Source organism: Kitasatospora sp. McL0602 (assembly GCF_052076145.1).
In the GTDB taxonomy this organism is placed as follows: domain Bacteria; phylum Actinomycetota; class Actinomycetes; order Streptomycetales; family Streptomycetaceae; genus Kitasatospora.
In genome coordinates this window covers 4324988-4341201 of sequence record NZ_CP197246.1, presented here as the reverse complement: position 1 = coordinate 4341201, position 16214 = coordinate 4324988, and the positions used below count along the sequence as shown (strand labels likewise).

Here is a 16214-nt window from a genome sequence, read left to right as displayed (position 1 = left end):
GACGCCCACCTTATGGACAACTTACCGTGCCACCGGACGATTCACTAGCCGGTCGTCAAGTAAGTGAGCCGACAGAGCCACGGACCACCCGATCGGCGCCACGCTTTCCGGGAGACGCACCATGTCACAACAGCAGGTCGAGACCTCGGCGGAGAACCCTCCCGCCGGAGCCGACGAGACGACCGACCCCACGCCGAGGTCACCCCGCGAGATCCGTCTGGTGATGACCGGGCTGGTGGTCGCCATGCTGCTGGCCATGCTCGACAACCTCATCGTCGGCACCGCGATGCCCACCATCGTCGGCGACCTCGGCGGCGCCGAGCACCTCTCCTGGGTGGTCACCGCCTACACCCTCGCCACCGCCGCCTCCACCCCGATCTGGGGCAAGCTCGGCGACCTCTACGGCCGCAAGGGCACCTTCCTCACCTCGATCGTGATCTTCCTGATCGGCTCGGCGCTCTCCGGTCTCTCGCAGTCGATGACCGAGCTGATCGCCTTCCGCGCCGTGCAGGGCCTCGGCGCCGGCGGCCTGATGGTCGGCGTCATGTCGATCATGGGTGCGCTGATCGCGCCGCGTGACCGTGGCAAGTACCAGGGCATGTTCGCCGCCGTGATGGCGCTCGCGACCATCGGCGGCCCGCTGGTCGGCGGCTTCATCACCGACCACCTGAGCTGGCACTGGACCTTCTACATCAACCTGCCGCTCGGCCTGGTCGCCCTCGCCGTCGTCATCGTCACCCTGAAGCTCCCCAAGGTCCGCTCCACCGCGAAGATCGACTACTTCGGCGCCCTGCTGCTGACCACCGGCATCACCTCGCTCGTCCTGATCACCACCTGGGGCGGCCAGCAGTACGCCTGGGGCTCGAAGACGATCCTCGGCCTGGCCGCGCTCGCCGTCGCCTCGCTGATCGCCTTCTGCTACGTCGAGCAGCGGGTCGAGGAGCCGATGCTCCCGCTCGGCCTCTTCAAGAACCTCAACTTCACCCTGGTCTCGATCATCGGCTTCATCGTCGGCTTCTCGATGTTCGGCGCCGTGACCTTCCTCCCGCTCTACCAGCAGACCGTGCAGGGCGCCTCGGCGACCAACTCCGGCCTGCTGCTGATGCCGATGATGTTCGGCATGCTGGTCATCTCGCTGGCCGTCGGCCAGGCCGTCACCAAGACCGGCAAGTACCGCATCTACCCGATCATCGGCACCGCCGTGATGGCGGGCGGCTGCCTGCTGCTCTCCACCCTCTCCACCGACACCACCCGCTTCTCCTCGGCCTGCTTCATGATCGTGCTCGGCGCGGGCATGGGCTTCCTGATGCAGATCACGATGCTCGTCGCGCAGAACAGCGCCGAGCTCAAGGACATGGGCGTGGCCAGCTCCACCGCCACCCTCTTCCGCACCATCGGCGGCTCCTTCGGCGTCGCGCTGTTCGGCGCGCTCTTCAACGACCGGGTCAAGTCGACGATGTCCACGCTGCCGGCGCAGCCCGGTGCGAAGGGCTCCGCCCAGCTGACCCAGATGGGCCCCGGCGAGCTGCGCAAGCTCCCCGCCGCCGTCCAGGACGTCTACCACCACGCCGTCTCCAACGGCATCCACACGGTGTTCCTCTGGGGCGCGGTGATCAGCCTGATCGCCGTCGCCGCCGCAGTCTTCATTCGGGACATCCCCCTCCGGGGCGGCCCCGGCCAGGCCGCACCCGAGAAGAACCTCGAAGCCGTCTGACCCCGGAACCACCCCCGGCGGACCGTCCACCCGCCACCCCCGAATGCCCACCCCTCTCCCCGGGGGTGGGCATTCGCCGTCTGCGCAACCGGTGCGCCCAGGGGCGCGGGGAACTCCGCGAAACCGGAAGGTACAGCGCTGTCACTGTCGAGCTCGCCAAAGTTGCACTGCCAGCTGCGTGCGCGGCTCAGCGTGGCAAGCGGTAGACCCCCGGGGCGACCGGTTCGACCAGGCCGTCGGTGACGAGGCCGTCGAGGGCGCGGGCGCGTTGGACGGGCTCGGGCCAGACCGCGTCCAGGCGGGCCTGCGGGACCTCGCCGTGGGCCTCCCGCAGGACGGCGAGCAGCTTGCCCCGCACCTGACGGTCGGTGCCCTCGTACGACTGGCCCCGGCGGGCCGGGCCCTCGTAGGGCGGGCGGCCGGCGGCCTGCCAGGCGCAGTGGCGCAGCAGCGGGCACTCGCCGCAGCTGGGGCTGCGGGCGGTGCAGACCAGCGCGCCGAGCTCCATCACGCCGACGGCCCACGTCGCGGCGGTCTCGGCGGCTGCGGGGAGCAGCTCGGTGGCGGCCCGGCGTTCGGCGGCGGTGGTGGCCTGGGCGGGGTACTCGACGCCCGTCACGGCGCGGGCGAACACCCGGCGGACGTTGGTGTCGAGCACGACGTGGCGCTGCCGGTAGGCGAAGGAGGCGACGGCGGCGGCGGTGTACTCGCCGACGCCGGGGAGGGCGAGCAGCGCGGTGTGGTCCTCGGGCACCTGCCCGCCGTGCTGCTCGGTGATCGCGACGGCGGCGCCGTGCAGCCGCAGTGCCCGACGCGGGTAGCCGAGGCGGCCCCACATTCTGACTGCTTCGCCGGGGGCGTCGGCGGCCAGTGCGGCGGGGGTGGGCCACTTGGCGAGCCAGGCCTCGTACGCGGGGAGCACCCGCTTGACGGGGGTCTGCTGGAGCATGAACTCGCTCACCATGACCGCCCAGGGTGTGGCGTCGGGCGTGCGCCAGGGGAGGTCCCGGGCGTTGGCCTCGTACCAGTCGAGGACGGTCTCGTGGAGCAGCGGGGCGGGGGTGGAGGTGATGGCAGCCATGGCCCTTCGATCCTCCCACGGCCGGGGTCGGCTCCGGCCCGTCCCCGGACATATCGGCCGCGAAAGGCCTCCCCCATCCGGACCAAATGGCGGATCATGTGAAGGAAGAGACGGTAGAGCGGTGTTGATGCGTCAACGGGTGCACACAGTCTCGTAGAGTTTGCGCGTGCCCTCTCTGCGTCAACCCGTGGGACCGCTGCCGGCTTCGATCTACTGGCGACGGCGAGTCGTCGTGCTCGGGGCGCTGATCGCCGTCCTCGCGCTGGTCCTTTGGCTGACCTCGGGTCAGGGCAGCGGCAAGCAGCCCGACAAGGCGGCGTTGCCCGCCCCCGTCCAGTCGATCACCCCGGGTGCGACCCCGAGCGGTTCGGCGATCACCAGCCGGCCGGGCGGCACGGGCGGTGGCACCGGGACGGGCGGCACGACGGGCACCGGCACGGGCGGTTCGAGCACCGGCGGCGAGGTCAGCCTCAACGGCGGCACCGGGACGGGCAGCACGGGCAGCACCGGCACCGGATCGGGCGGCACCGGCGCAGGCAGCACCGGCGGCACGGGCGGTACGGGCACGGGCGGTACGACGGCCCCGCCGGCGCAGAACACCGCCGAGGTGATGGCCCTCCCGGTCTGCACCGCCTCCCAGGTCACCCTGGAGCTGGCCGGCACGCAGAACTCGTACGAGCTCAAGGACAAGCCCAAGCTGTCGCTGACGGTGCGCAACGCCTCCACCGCCAACTGCAGGGTGGACCTGGGCCGGGCGGCCTCGGCCATCGTGGTGACCTCGACCGCCAACGAGCGGATCTGGTCCTCGGGCGACTGCCCGGCGGACCATCAGAGCGTCTGGGTGCAGATCGCGGCGGGCAGCGGGCTGACGGAGACGTTCACCTGGGACCGCAGCCGGAGCAAGCCGCAGTGCGCCAGCACCGACGGCGGCGCGGCCCCGGCCGGCAACTACCTGGTGCAGGCGGCGCTGACCGGCCCGGCAGGTGGTCCGGCGACGGCCCGGACCTCGATCCGGCTCGAAGGCTGAGACCCACCACCTGCCCCTGCCCCTCCGACCAGCGACTTTCGGACAATCTCCGACCGGTCGGGGTATCGGAGGATGGACTCGTCGGTCACGCCACCGTGAACGCGCCGAACTGATCGTCACGGCACCGCTGGGCCGGGCCCGCTGACGGTCCGTTCTGTGACAGTTTGCGAATAGCCGGGTGTCGGCGGGGTGTCAGGACGATGACGACGCGAAAAACCTCTTGTCGCAGCCCTGTCAGAACGAGCACTCTGAATACCAGCAGCTCGGCGGGCCGCCCCACCGGCCCGCCGGGAAGCATCGCGCCTGACGTCCCGGCCCCACCCGGACGTCAGGTGCGGCACCGCCGCAGCGGCGGTAGGACACCGCGCCGTCAGACGTAGCGCTCCAGGATGGACGATTCTGCGAGGCGCGAGAGCCCCTCCCGCACCGAGCGGGCGCGCGTCTCGCCGACGCCCTCGACGGTCTGCAGGTCGTCGATGCTCGCGGCCAGCAGCTTCTGCAGCCCGCCGAAGTGCTCGACCAGCCGCTCGATGACGGTGTTGGGCAGGCGCGGGATCTTGGCCAGCAGCCGGTAGCCGCGCGGCGAGACGGCCGAGTCCAGCGACTCGGGGGTGCCCGAGTAGCCGAGCGCCTTGGCCACCGTCTGCACGTCCAGCAGCTCGGCGTGGGTCAGTGCCTCCAGGTCGGCGAGCACCTCGGGCACCGTACGGCCGCGCTTGGCGGCCCGCTCGGGGAAGTAGTCGCGGGCGACCAGCTCGCGCTCGGGCTCGACGCCCTGGATCAGCTCGTCCAGCTGGAGCGAGAGCAGGCGGCCGTCCGTACCGAGCTCCAGGACGTAGCCCGCGATCTCGGTCGCGATCAGCCGGACCATCTCCAGCCGCTGGGCGACGGCGGTGACGTCCCGGACGGTGACCAGGTCCTCGATCTCCAGCGCGGAGAGCGTGCCGGCGACCTCGTCCAGGCGCAGCTTGTACCGCTCCAGGGTGGCCAGCGCCTGGTTGGCTCGGGAGAGCACCGTGGTGGAGTCCTCCAGCACCCGGCGGGTGCCGTTGACGTACATCGCGATCAGCCGCATCGAGTGCGAGACGGCGACCACCGGGAAGCCGGTCTGCTTGTTGACCCGCTCGGCGGTGCGATGACGGGTGCCGGTCTCGTCGGTGGGGATCGTCGAGTCGGGCATCAGGTGCACCCCGGCCCGGACGATCTTGGTGATGTCCTTGTCGAGCACCACCGCGCCGTCGAGTTTGCACAGCTCACGCAGCCGGGTGGCCGAGAACTCCACATCCAGGACGAAGCCGCCGGTGCACACCGATTCCACGGTCTTGTCGAACCCCAACACGATCAAACCGCCGGTGTTGGCACGCAACACCCGCTCCAGACCGTCCCGCAGGCCGGTGCCCGGGGCAATGGCGCTGAGGGAGGCCCGCAGCAGGGCCTCCTCGCGGGGGGACTTGTCCGCCCGGTCGCTGGCTGCCACGTGACTCCTCCGGTCGACCCGGACCGTGTGGCGTGGCGCCCGACGGTCTGTCGCTGCATAACTGCACTTCATGTCAATTAGACAGGGCAAAGTCTAACTGCGTGCGGCAATAACAAGGCCTGGGTCAGTGCAGTTCGTCAGAGTCGATCGGTTCCCACCCCGACATCAGCTCCTCCGGGAAGGCCGGGACGGGCACCGAAGGGGCCTTGGCGCGGGCCGGAGCGGCCTCCGTACGAGGCTTCGCCGCAGCCTTGCGCCGGCCCGGGATGGCCCGCAGCGCCTCGCCGATGTCGGCCACCTCGACCACCTTCATGCCCGGCGGCACCTTGCCCGGGTCGGGCGGGACGAGGGCGTGGGTGAAGCCCAGGCGGTGCGCCTCGGCCAGTCGCCGCTGCACGCCCGTCACCCGGCGGACCTCACCGGCCAGGCCGACCTCGCCGATCGCGACGAGATTGCTGGGCAGCGGCGTGTCGGAGGAGGAGCTGGCCACCGCGAGGGCGATCGCCAGGTCGGCGGAGGGCTCGGTGAGCTTCACACCGCCGACCGTCGCCGTGTAGATGTCCTGCTTGCCGAGCTTCACGCCGCCGTGCCGCTCGACGACGGCCAGGATCATCGCGATCCGGGGCGATTCGAGACCGGAGGTCGTCCGGCGCGGCGAGGGGATCTGCGAGTCGACCATCAGCGCCTGGACCTCGGCGACCAGCGGCCGCTTGCCCTCCAGGGTGACCGTCAGACACGTGCCCGGGACGGGCTTGTCACGGCGGGTCAGGAAGAGACCGGACGGGTCCGCCAGACCCAGGATGCCCTCGTCGTGCAGCTCGAAGCAGCCGACCTCGTCCGTCGCGCCGTAACGGTTCTTGATGCCCCGGATGATCCGGAGCCGGGCGTGTCGGTCGCCCTCGAAGCTCAGCACCACGTCGACCAGGTGCTCCAGCAGGCGCGGGCCCGCGATCGAGCCGTCCTTCGTCACGTGGCCGACCAGCAGCGTCGCCATCCCGCGGTCCTTCGAGGCCCGGATCAGCGCCCCGGCCACCTCCCGGACCTGGGCCGGGCCGCCGGGCGCGCCGTCCAGCTCGGCGGAGGCGATGGTCTGCACCGAGTCCAGGATCAGCAGCCCCGGGCTCACCTGGTCGATGTGGCCGAGGACGGCGCCGAGATCGGACTCGGCGGCGAGGTAGAGGTGCTCGGAGAGCGCGTTGATCCGGTCCGCCCGGAGCCGGACCTGCCCGGCCGACTCCTCACCCGTGACGTACAGCGTGCGGTGCTGCTCGCTCGCCGCCTTCGCCGCGACATCCAGCAGCAGTGTCGACTTACCGACACCGGGCTCACCCGCCAGCAGCACCACCGCACCGGGCACCAGCCCGCCGCCGAGCACCCGGTCGAGCTCCGGCACCCCCGTACTGCGGGCCGTCGCGACCTGACCGTCGACCTGCCCGATCGGCCGCGCAGGCGCACTGACCGGCCCGGCAGCCGTCGTCCGGATCGGCACCGCGCCGTACTCCTCGACGGTGCCCCAGGCATTGCACTCCGGGCAGCGGCCGACCCACTTCGGGAGCTGGTTGCCGCACTCCGTGCAGCGGTACGCCGGACGGGGCTTCGCGGTGGTCTTGGTACGGGCTGCCATGCCGCAACCGTAGCCGCTGGCTACGACAGCCTCCGCCCGCCCGAGCGGACGGAGCGGGCCAACGACAGTGCTGTTACCCGAAAGAAGTACAACAACCCCGAACCGGCCGGGTTCCGCCGCTCCCGTCTCTACCGTCTGCTAGGTGACCATCAGGCTTGCACCCCAGGAATCCCCCACCTCCCGGGAGCCCGACGGCTCCGCCGCACTCCGGGGCTACGACCACCACGTCGACGGGCTGTTCACGTACTGCCTCTCGGTGCTCTGCGAGCACGAATCAGCCGCCGGAGCCGTCCGCGAGGTGCGCTCGCTCGTGCTGCGGCACGGCGCCCGGCTGGCCGACCAGGCGCTGTTGCGGGCCTGGCTGTACTCGCTCGCGCGGCACTGCTGCCTCCAGCGGCTGGGCCGGGCCCGGCCTGCCGGTGACGTCGCCCCGGGGCTGGCCGCCGAGCGGCGGCAGGAGCTGGCCTCGCTCGCCTGGCCGGAGGCGGCCGGCACGGCGCCCGAGCAGCGCGAGGCGCTGGAGCTGGCCGTCCGGCACCACCTGCGGACGGACGAGATCGCGGCCGTGCTCGGCCTCTCCGGTCAGGCCGCCGAAGCGCTGCTGGCGGCGGCCGGTGCCGAGGTCGGGCGGACTCGGGCCGCGCTGCTGGTGCTCGGGGTCGGCAGCTGCCCGGTGCTGGCCGAGCTCGGCGGTGTCGGGGCGGAGAGCTGGCGCGGCTGGGTGCTCGGCCCGGCGCTGCGGCGCGAGCTGGTGCGGCACGTGGTCGACTGCCCGACCTGCCGGGGCACCGCCGAGCGGGTCGCAGGCGGCGCCGCCGGGCTGGGGGAGCAGGGCGATCAGGGCGGGCTGGCGGATCTCTCCGGCCTGCCGATGCTGCCCGCACCCGTCGCCCTGCGGCTCGGGCCGACGGCTTCGGGGGGCTCCGGCTACGACGCCGCAGCGCTGCCCACCGCCACGCACGACTCGGCGGGGGCGGCCTTCCTCGCGGGCGCGGCAGCCGGGCGGCGGGCGCTGCGGACGGCCGACGGGGCGGAGCGGCTGGAGCTGCGCTTCGACCAGCGGGGCTTCCCCCGGCACCGGGCACCCGGTCGGACGCTGCGGCCCGGCCCGGCCGTCCGGCAGCGGGTGGTCACCACGGGGGTGCTGGCAGCCGTCCTGACGGCGCCGGTGGTGGCCCTCTGGGTGGCTCACCGCGGGGGTGGCGGGGCCACCACGATCTCCGCGGTCCGGGTCGACACACCCTTCCCCGCCCGCGTCGCCCCGGCGGCGACCGCTCCCGCCCGGCCGGTGGTCGTCCCGGCGCCGGTCGCGCTGCAACTGGCTGCGGCGGCGGTTGCAGAAACGTTGCTCCCCGGCCCGGTAGGGATCACAGCGGCCCCGTACCGGCCCGGCGACCCCACCACCGACCCGGCCACACCGCCCGCACCGGCCGCACCCGGGCAGCTGACCGTCGAGGCCAACGACTACGCGGGCCGGACGGTCCTCACCCTCACCAACACCGGCGGCAGCAGCATCGAGTGGCACGCCGTCTCGGACGCCGCCTGGCTCCGCCTCAGCCGCGACTCCGGCACCCTGGAGCCCGGCCAGCGCATCACCGTCACCGTCACGGTCGACGACAGCACCGCTCCCCACACCCAGTGGACGGCCCACCTCGCCCTCCCCCCGTCCGAGGCCGTCGTGACCCTCGAAGGCGGCCCCAACCACCGGGGCGGGCCGCCGCCCACCGCGCCCCCGCCCACCGACAACCCCCCGACCACCCCACCGACCTCCGCACCGTCGCCCTCTCCGACCACCCCCTCCACCCCGCCACCGTCCTCGTCCCCCACGTCCCCCGCCCCCTCGTCCCCCGCCCCCTCGTCGCCGCCCGCGTCATCACCCCCGCCCTCACCGTCCCCCTCGGACTCCCCCTCCGCTTCGCCCTCGGAAGCCTCCTCGCCGCCCCCCGCGAGCCCCACCGGCTGAGCCTGCCGCACACCAGATCTGACGCCCCGTCGACCATGGCGCTCCGCCGGGAGTGAACGGGGGTGTACGCACACGGGTGCGAGCGGGGAGGCTGGCCGCATGGACATCCTCATCCTCGGCGGCTCGAACTTCCTCGGGCGCGCCTACGTCACGGAGGCGCTGCGCCGCGGCCACCGGGTCACCACCTTCAACCGCGGACTCTCCGGCCCCGACCAGCCCGGGGTCGAGGCCGTCCGGGGTGACCGGAACGACACCGCCGATCTGGAGCGCCTCGCCGACGGCCGCCACTGGGACGCCGTGCTGGACACCTCCGGGCAGCAGCCGTACGCCGTCGGGCTCGCCGCCCGGCTGCTGCGGCAGCACGCCGACCACTACAGCTTCGTCTCCTCGATCCACGCCTTTCCCGACTGGGGGAAGAAGCGGGTCGACGAGGACTCCCCCACCCACCCCTGCCCGGCGGACACCCCGCCCGACCAACCCGCCGGGAACCAGCTCAAGGCCGGCTGCGAGCGCGCCGTACTGGAGCACTTCGGCGCCGAGCGCTCACTGATCCTCAACTGCGGTCTGCTGGTCGGCCCGTACGAGAGCCTCGGGCGGCTGCTCTGGTGGCTGGAGCGGATCGCCCTGGGGGGCAGGGTGCTCACCCCGGGCCAGCCTGGGCGCGGCATCCAGCTGATCGACGCCCGCGACTTCGCCGAGTTCGGGCTCGACCTGGCCGAGCGCGGGGAGGCCGGCCGGTACGTCACCACCGGGCCGATCGACGGCGCCACCATGGGCGAGCTGATCGACGCCTGCATCCGGGCCACCGGTTCGGATGCCGAGCCGGTCTGGACGGAGGACGACACCCTGCTGGCCGGCGGCGTCGGGCCCTGGACGGAGCTGCCGTTCTGGATGCCCGACCAGCCGGACTTCACCGCGATCTGGCGCGGCGACACCTCCCGGGCGATCGCCGCCGGGCTGCGCTGCCGACCGCTCGCCGAGACGGTGCGCGACACCTGGGCCTGGCTCCAGGAGCGCGGCCCGGCCGCCGAGCCGTACCGGCAGGGCACGCTGCCGCTGGGGATCGCCCCGGAGAAGGAGCGCACCCTGCTCGGCCCCGGCTGAGCCGGCCATGGACGGACGACGGCCCAGGGGGCGCGGGAGCCTGAGCTCCCGCGCCCCCTGGGCCGCGTGCCGTGCCGTGCCGTCAGCGGGGTGGCGGTAGTCGGTGCAGGAAGACGTCGAAGGCGGTGGGTTGGACGGCCGTGACGCCCTTGAACGGGAAGTCCATCTCCTTGATGACGAGCAGTGAGATCACCACCAACCCGCTCAGCGCCAGCACCATCAAGGTGTGCGAGAGGGTGTTGGAGAGCCCGAAGAGGAACGTGAAGCCGACCGTCAGGACGGCGCCGGTGATCAGCGCGTACCAGAGCAGCGGCGGCACCTCCTCGTCCACCTGGTTGAGCCTGGCCCGGCGTTCGGAGGCGAGGTTCTCCAGGTTGGAGACGGCGTGGTCGTAGAGCACCCGCTGCTGGTCGTCGGTGGGGGTGAAGGAGAACACGTCGGAGCGGATCTTGTAGACCAGCTCGGTCGCCTCCGGGCTGCTCTGGTGGTTCGACATCAGCGGCCACTCGGTGTCCTTGACCAGGTTGGCGTAGGCCAGGGTCTGCTTCTCCAGCTCCGGACCGAGCGGCGGCGGGAGCTGCCGGGAGATCCAGTACACGCCGGCCAGTGAGTCCGCCTCCTTGAAGGTGGTCTGCCGGGCCTTGTCGTTGTTCTCCCAGACGGCGATCACCACGAAGGCCAGCAGCACCGCGTAGAGCACGCCGACGGCGGCGAAGATGAACCCGGCGACGTCGTTGTGCACCTCGCGCACCGGGTGCGGGACGAAGTGTTGCAGGAGGTAGAGACCTCCTGCCAGACCTACGAGGACGGCGACCAGGATGCCGATGTCCTGCCACGTCATGACGTGCCTTCCTGCGGTTGGGGCAAGGTGCGGACTGCTGTGGTTTCCTGGGTCGCTCAGCTGACGCGACGGGTGATCAGCTCGGCCAGGGCGAGCAGTTCGTCGGCGTCCGAGGGGTCGTCGACGGCGTCGGCGAGGTGGCCGATCGCGTTGGCCATCCGCTCGCAGGACTGGCTCTGGGCCCAGGCCCGGCCGCCGGCCCGGTCGACCGCGGCGGCGGCCGTGAGCAGTTCCTCGGGAGTGAGCGGGCGGTCGAGGCCGTAGAGGGCGGCGAGTTCGGCCCCGCCCGCGGTGCCGGACTCCAGGGCGAAGACCACCGGGAGGGACTTCTTCCGGGCGGCGAGGTCGGCGCCGACGGGCTTGCCGGTGACGGCCGGATCGCCCCAGATGCCGATCAGGTCGTCGATCAGCTGGAAGGCCAGACCGATCTCCCGACCGAAGGCCTCCAGGGCGTTCGCCGCCTGCTCGTCGCCGCCGCCGTACAGTGCGCCGATCGCGCAGGCGCTGCCCAGCAGGGCGCCGGTCTTGGCCCCGGCCATCGCCAGGCATTCGGTTAGAGAAACGTCACTGCGCTGCTCGAAGGAGCAGTCGCTCTGCTGGCCCTCGCACAGTTCGACCACGCAGTCGGCGAGCCGCCGGACGGCCGCTGGGGAGGCCGGGTGTCCGTCCTCCGCGAGCACCCGCAGCGCGAGCGAGTGCATGGCGTCGCCCGCGAGGATCGCCCCCGTCGCGCCGAACACCCGCCAGGCGGTGGGGCGGTGACGCCTGGTCGGGTCGCGGTCGATGACGTCGTCGTGCAGCAGCGTGAAGTTGTGCACGAGTTCGACGGCCGCCGCGGCCCGGACGGCACCGGCGGCGTCGCCTCCGACGGCCCGCGCGGCGGCCAGCACCAGCGCCGGGCGCATCGCCTTGCCGGAGCCCGCCTCGGAGGGCGTGCCGTCGGCCTCCCACCACCCGAAGTGGTAGCCGGACAACCGCCGCATCGCCTCCGGCATCGAACCCACCGCCTCGCGGAGCGCCGGATCGACCACGGCCTTGGTACGGGCGAGCAGCTCGACGGCCTCGTGGCCCTCCTGCTGCTCGCGTTCCAGCGTGAAAATCCCCATCTGCATCCCTCCCCCAGAACGGCCCGTGAATTCACGGCCCGGCTGAATCCACGGCACCACTGAATTCACGGCATGGCGAACCACGGGCAGGGCGCGGCGGCCGATTGTCGGTCGGACCGCGCCCTGCCCGGTAAAGCCGGAACGTCCGGCCGGTCAGTCCCGAGGACGGGCGATGTCGACGTTTTCGAGGACACCGATCGCGTCGGGCACCAGAATGGCAGCGGAGTAGTACGCGCTGACCAGGTAGGAAATGATCGCCTTCTCGTTGATGCCCATGAAGCGCACCGACAGGCTGGGCTGGTACTCGTCCGGGATGCCGGTCTGGTGCAGACCGACGACACCCTGGTTGTCGGCGCCGGTACGCAGCGCCAGGATCGAGCTGGTGTGACCGTCGACGATCGGGATCTTGTTGCAGGAGAAGATCGGCACCCCGCGCCAGGCCGGGACGTGCTGGCCCTGGACGTCGACCGGGTCCGGGTAGAGGCCGCGCTTGCTGCACTCGCGGCCGAAGGCGGCGATCGCCTTCGGGTGGGCGAGGAAGAACTTGGTGCCCCGGCGGCGGCTGAGCAGGTCGTCCATGTCGTCCGGGGTGGGCGGGCCGGAGTGGGTCTGGATGCGCTGGTCGTACTCGGCGTTCTGCAGCAGGCCGAACTCGGCGTTGTTGACGAGCTCGTACTCCTGGCGCTCGCGGAGCGCCTCGATCGTCAGCCGCAGCTGCTGCTCGATCTGGTTCATCGGCTGGTTGTAGAGGTCGGCGACCCGGCTGTGCACCTGGAGGACGGTCTGCGCGACGCTCAGCTCGTACTCGCGCGGGGCCAGCTCGTAGTCGACGAAGGTACCGGGCAGCTCGTGCTCGCCCTCGTGGCCGGCCGAGAGCTCGATCGCCGCCTCGCCGTGCTTGTTCTGCGACTGCTGGGTGCCGGAGAGGTACTCCAGCACCTGGTCCCGCAGGGCGGGGGAGCGGTCGGCCAGCTCCTGGAAGGCGGCCCAGGGCAGGGTGAGCAGGGTGCCCGCGGTGGCGGCCTTCACCGAGTAGTCCCAGAGGGCGTCGGGCTCCTCCAGCGCCTCGTCGCCCAGGTGGTCGCCGTCGGCCAGGACGCCGAGCACCGTGCTGACGCCGTACTTGCCGGTGCCGATCCGGTTCACCTTGCCGTGGGCGACGAGCAGGATCTCCTGGACGGGCTGCCCGGCCTCGGCCAGCACCTCGCCCGCCGCGAACTCGCGCTGGCCGAAGCGCCCGGCCAGCTCACGCAGCAGCGCCTCGTCGTCGAAGCCGCGCAGCACCGGCAGCTCGCACAGCGTCGGCGGGACGATCCGCACGTCCGCACCAGTCTTGACGAAGCTCACCCGGCCACGCCCGACCGCGTACGTGAGCCGTCGGTTGACACGGTAGGTACCGCCGGACACCTGCACCCAGGGCAGCTGCCGGAGCAGCCACCGCGAGCTGATGCCCTGCATCTGCGGCTCGGACTTAGTGGTGGTCGCAAGGTTCCGTGCGCCCGCCGTACCGAGGCTCGACTGCTGCCGAGCCTCGGGCTGCCCGCCCTGAGCCGGAATATCGGTACTGGTCTCGGTCGACATGAAAGAGGGCCCTCCCCAGGCATGGATTTCACAAGCGTTTCGCTATTGCTCTGTCCATGGTGAAGCCCGTTCGGCCTAAGTGGCAATCACTCATTCGAGTGGTCGAATATGCCGGACAATTAGCACGAGGGGACCGTCTGATCGAATATTTTTCGATCTCCTGAGCGAATACCACCGGAAAGCCGCAGCTCGGGGCCGGGCGGTCGGCCGGTCGTGCACACGGCAGATCGAACACTCCTGCCCCAGCAGCCCCAACCAGTCAACCGGTCAACTCGGCCCGGTCCAGTCCAGGGTCGGCGGGAGGACCCCCTCCAGGGTGAGCAGCCAGCGCTTGGTCTCCAGCCCGAGCGGCCCGCCGAAGAAGCCGCCGAGCCCGTCGGCGGCGACCACCCGGTGGCAGGGCACCAGCAGGGCGAGCGGGTTGGCGTGCATCATCTGGCCGACCGTCCGGGCGGCGAGCCCGCCGGTGTCGTTCAGGTCGTCGAAGACGCCGCTGCGGGCGGCCAGTCCGCCGTACGTGATGGTCTCCCCGTACGGGACGTGGGCGTGCAGCGCCTGCAGGACGGTGCGGTGCGGGCCGGAGGTGAACCGCCAGTCGACCGGCAGCGCCAGCCCCCGGCTGCGGCCCGCGAAGTAGTCGGCCACCCGGGCGGTGACGGCGCCCGCCCGCCGTCCGTCCGTGCAGCGCGGCGCACCGGTCGGCCAGCCGACCGGCTCCCCCTCGAACGAGACCGCCGCCACGCCGGTCTCGGTGACCGCGAAGCGGAGCGGACCACTCGGCAGCGGGGTCTCGACGGTGAGCCAGGAGATCGACATGCCCGGCACCGTACCTTCCCGTCGAGACCCCCGGGGCGCGCGGCGGAGATCAGGGCTCAGAGGTGGGCCTTCAGGTACTCGGCGAGGCCCAGCGCCCACTGCGCCAGCTCGTCCCGCTCCTGCGGCCGCCCCGCGCAGAGGGCGCCGAACTGGCCGTCGGAGAGCCGGTCCGGGCCGGGCGCCGCCATCAGGTTCGAGATCTCGCGCATCATCGTGGACAGTCGCTCCGCGTCGGAGTGGCTGAGCATGACCAACGCGTCGGTGTGGCTGATCGTGACTGAACCGGGCATCGCGGCCTCCTTGTCGGTCGACCCCCGGCTTTCACCGTACGACTACGGGCAGCCCGACGCCCACCCGCGCCCGACACGCCTCCCGCATCCCGCATCCCTTGGGTCGAGCAGCGGCCGGGTTATCAACAGGTGAGGATCAAACCAGGACAAAACACCCCACGAGGGAGCGCGCAATGCCCCGCACCGCCCGGCCCGCCATCCGGCCCACCGCCCGGCCCACCCTGACCGTCGACGGCTCCGGGCTGGTCGCCGAGATCGAGGCGTACCTCGCCTCACTGCCCGCACCGGCGGGCCCCGCAGGCGCCGCAGGGCTCGCCGGCCCGGTCGTGCCGTACGTGTGCCCGCTCGGGAGCGTGCTCCAGCCGTGGAACGCCGGGTACCCGCCGCCCCGCCGCACCCTGCTCGACCGGCTGGCCCGGCGGGCGGCGCGGCCCGCCCGGGTGAGCGTCGCCGCCCACCTGGAGCTGGCCTCGCGCTACCTCACCGGCCACGGCTGGGTGCAGGGCGCGCTGTGGGACGCCGAGGGCCGGGTCTGCCTGCTCGGCGCCCAGGCCGCCGTGCTCGCGCACGGCTACGGCACGCCCCAGGACGCCCGCCGCGCCCGGGTGCAGGTGATGGAGGTGCTGCACGCCACCGGGCGCCCGGCCGGCTCCCCCGACGAGTACAACGACGCTCCCGGCACCCGGCAGAGCGACGTGCAGCGGCTGCTGGGCGACGCCGCCGCCCGCGCGCTGCGCCTGGGCATCTGACCGGGCGCCCACCTCCTACCTGCTGCCTGCCGTGGCCGCCGCGAAGCGGGCCGAGACGTCATCCCAGTTCACGACGGACCAGAGCTTGGTGACGTAGTCGGGGCGGACGTTGCGGTACTGCAGGTAGTAGGCGTGCTCCCAGGCGTCGAAGACCAGCAGCGGAGTGGTGCCCATGCCGACGTTGCCGTGGTGGTCGTATACCTGCTCGACGATCAGACGCTGCCCGAGCGGCTCCCAGGCGAGGACGCCCCAGCCGGAGCCCTGCACGCCGGTGGTGGCGGCGGTCAGCTGCTTGCGGAAGGCGTCGAAGCCGCCGAGATGCTCGTCGAGGGCCTCGCCGAGGGCGCCGTCGGGGCGGTCGCCGCCGTCCGGCGAGAGGTTCTCCCAGAAGATCGAGTGCAGCACGTGGCCGGAGAGGTGGAAGGCGTAGGTCTTCTCCAGGCCGACGAGGTGGCCGTACTGCTCCTTCTCGCGGGCCTCGGCCAGCTGGTCGAGGGTGTCGTTGGCGCCCTTCACGTAGGCGGCGTGGTGCTTGGAGTGGTGCAGCTCCAGGATCTCGGCGCTCATCGCCCGCTCGAGGGCGGAGTAGTCGTAGGGGAGATCGGGGAGCGAGTACGTGCCCATCGGGACGCCTTTCTGGTGTCCGCCGGGCCGGGGCACGGCGGTGCGGATCATGCCGGAGCCACACTATTGCGCATAACTTGCAATAGCCACCATGTTGCTTCAGCATGTCGAGTGCGGGGCCGGCCCCGTCAGTCGGCGGCCGCGCCCACCGGCGCACACGCCCTTCCTGACACTCGGTCGTCTTCCCAACCGGCACCCGCCGGGACACCCGGCCGGC

At 72.2% G+C, this 16214-nt stretch carries 14 protein-coding genes; 5 read left to right on the top strand and 9 right to left on the bottom strand.

Going from position 1 to position 16214, the window contains the following annotated elements:
• The first annotated feature begins 121 nt into the window (after window positions 1-121).
• Entirely contained in the window at window positions 122-1714 is a 1593-nt protein-coding gene (locus ACR68M_RS19810) for an MDR family MFS transporter (protein ID WP_441245443.1), read from the top strand.
• A gap of 187 nt (window positions 1715-1901) precedes the next feature.
• Here the strand turns inward: ACR68M_RS19810 and ACR68M_RS19805 are convergent, their stop codons facing one another.
• Window positions 1902-2795, bottom strand: a complete 894-nt coding sequence (locus ACR68M_RS19805; protein WP_441245442.1) for an A/G-specific adenine glycosylase — start codon at window positions 2793-2795, stop codon at window positions 1902-1904.
• Between the two features lie 166 nt (window positions 2796-2961).
• On the opposite strand from ACR68M_RS19805, the gene ACR68M_RS19800 reads away from it, so the two are divergent.
• A complete protein-coding gene (locus ACR68M_RS19800; RefSeq protein WP_441245441.1) occupies window positions 2962-3822 on the top strand; it encodes a hypothetical protein in 861 nt (286 codons plus the stop codon).
• A gap of 370 nt (window positions 3823-4192) precedes the next feature.
• Here ACR68M_RS19800 and disA read toward each other — a convergent pair whose 3' ends face one another.
• Both disA and radA read right to left on the bottom strand, forming a co-directional pair.
• Window positions 4193-5299 carry a DNA integrity scanning diadenylate cyclase DisA gene (gene disA, locus ACR68M_RS19795; protein ID WP_441245440.1) on the bottom strand — a complete coding sequence of 369 codons (1107 nt, stop codon included), beginning with the start codon at window positions 5297-5299 and terminating at the stop codon, window positions 4193-4195.
• Window positions 5300-5423: 124 nt separating this feature from the next.
• A complete protein-coding gene (gene radA / locus ACR68M_RS19790) occupies window positions 5424-6923 on the bottom strand; it encodes a DNA repair protein RadA (RefSeq protein WP_441245439.1) in 1500 nt (499 codons plus the stop codon).
• A gap of 142 nt (window positions 6924-7065) precedes the next feature.
• Here radA and ACR68M_RS19785 point away from each other — a divergent pair, with 142 nt between their 5' ends.
• Both ACR68M_RS19785 and ACR68M_RS19780 read left to right on the top strand, forming a co-directional pair.
• Window positions 7066-8886, top strand: coding sequence for a BACON domain-containing protein (locus ACR68M_RS19785; RefSeq protein WP_441245438.1), 1821 nt, complete (start codon window positions 7066-7068; stop codon window positions 8884-8886).
• A 99-nt stretch (window positions 8887-8985) separates the two neighbouring features.
• Complete coding sequence (locus ACR68M_RS19780; protein WP_441245437.1) at window positions 8986-9990, top strand: NAD-dependent epimerase/dehydratase family protein; 1005 nt, start codon at window positions 8986-8988, stop codon at window positions 9988-9990.
• Window positions 9991-10072: 82 nt separating this feature from the next.
• Here ACR68M_RS19780 and ACR68M_RS19775 read toward each other — a convergent pair whose 3' ends face one another.
• The 5 genes from ACR68M_RS19775 to ACR68M_RS19755 all read right to left on the bottom strand — a co-directional run bounded on the left by ACR68M_RS19775 (window position 10073) and on the right by ACR68M_RS19755 (window position 14624).
• On the bottom strand, window positions 10073-10831 hold the full coding sequence (locus ACR68M_RS19775) for a DUF4239 domain-containing protein (protein ID WP_441245436.1): 759 nt from the start codon (window positions 10829-10831) through the stop codon (window positions 10073-10075).
• 56 nt (window positions 10832-10887) lie between these two features.
• The gene (locus ACR68M_RS19770) at window positions 10888-11937 is read right to left on the bottom strand and encodes a family 2 encapsulin nanocompartment cargo protein polyprenyl transferase (RefSeq protein WP_441245435.1); all 1050 of its coding nucleotides are present in this window, start codon (window positions 11935-11937) and stop codon (window positions 10888-10890) included.
• Window positions 11938-12090: 153 nt separating this feature from the next.
• On the bottom strand, window positions 12091-13518 hold the full coding sequence (locus ACR68M_RS19765) for a family 2B encapsulin nanocompartment shell protein (protein WP_441245434.1): 1428 nt from the start codon (window positions 13516-13518) through the stop codon (window positions 12091-12093).
• A gap of 267 nt (window positions 13519-13785) precedes the next feature.
• Complete coding sequence (locus ACR68M_RS19760) at window positions 13786-14334, bottom strand: methylated-DNA--[protein]-cysteine S-methyltransferase (protein WP_441245433.1); 549 nt, start codon at window positions 14332-14334, stop codon at window positions 13786-13788.
• A gap of 56 nt (window positions 14335-14390) precedes the next feature.
• Window positions 14391-14624 (bottom strand): hypothetical protein, encoded by a 234-nt coding sequence (locus ACR68M_RS19755; RefSeq protein WP_441245432.1) that lies wholly within the window; start codon window positions 14622-14624, stop codon window positions 14391-14393.
• Between the two features lie 173 nt (window positions 14625-14797).
• Between ACR68M_RS19755 and ACR68M_RS19750 the strand changes: the two genes are divergently transcribed.
• On the top strand, window positions 14798-15373 hold the full coding sequence (locus ACR68M_RS19750; RefSeq protein WP_441245431.1) for a DUF6197 family protein: 576 nt from the start codon (window positions 14798-14800) through the stop codon (window positions 15371-15373).
• 15 nt (window positions 15374-15388) lie between these two features.
• Here the strand turns inward: ACR68M_RS19750 and ACR68M_RS19745 are convergent, their stop codons facing one another.
• Window positions 15389-15997 (bottom strand): superoxide dismutase, encoded by a 609-nt coding sequence (locus ACR68M_RS19745; RefSeq protein WP_441251654.1) that lies wholly within the window; start codon window positions 15995-15997, stop codon window positions 15389-15391.
• Between the last annotated feature and the right edge of the window lie 217 nt (window positions 15998-16214).

Coding starts and splice junctions, on each gene's coding strand:
- ACR68M_RS19810 (WP_441245443.1), top strand. CDS start 122: ATGTCACAACAGCAGGTCGAGACCTCGGCGGAGAACCCTCCCGCCGGA.
- ACR68M_RS19805 (WP_441245442.1), bottom strand. CDS start 2,795: ATGGCTGCCATCACCTCCACCCCCGCCCCGCTGCTCCACGAGACCGTC.
- radA (WP_441245439.1), bottom strand. CDS start 6,923: ATGGCAGCCCGTACCAAGACCACCGCGAAGCCCCGTCCGGCGTACCGC.
- ACR68M_RS19780 (WP_441245437.1), top strand. CDS start 8,986: ATGGACATCCTCATCCTCGGCGGCTCGAACTTCCTCGGGCGCGCCTAC.
- ACR68M_RS19775 (WP_441245436.1), bottom strand. CDS start 10,831: ATGACGTGGCAGGACATCGGCATCCTGGTCGCCGTCCTCGTAGGTCTG.
- ACR68M_RS19770 (WP_441245435.1), bottom strand. CDS start 11,937: ATGGGGATTTTCACGCTGGAACGCGAGCAGCAGGAGGGCCACGAGGCC.
- ACR68M_RS19765 (WP_441245434.1), bottom strand. CDS start 13,518: ATGTCGACCGAGACCAGTACCGATATTCCGGCTCAGGGCGGGCAGCCC.
- ACR68M_RS19760 (WP_441245433.1), bottom strand. CDS start 14,334: ATGTCGATCTCCTGGCTCACCGTCGAGACCCCGCTGCCGAGTGGTCCG.
- ACR68M_RS19755 (WP_441245432.1), bottom strand. CDS start 14,624: ATGCCCGGTTCAGTCACGATCAGCCACACCGACGCGTTGGTCATGCTC.
- ACR68M_RS19750 (WP_441245431.1), top strand. CDS start 14,798: ATGCCCCGCACCGCCCGGCCCGCCATCCGGCCCACCGCCCGGCCCACC.
- ACR68M_RS19745 (WP_441251654.1), bottom strand. CDS start 15,997: ATGGGCACGTACTCGCTCCCCGATCTCCCCTACGACTACTCCGCCCTC.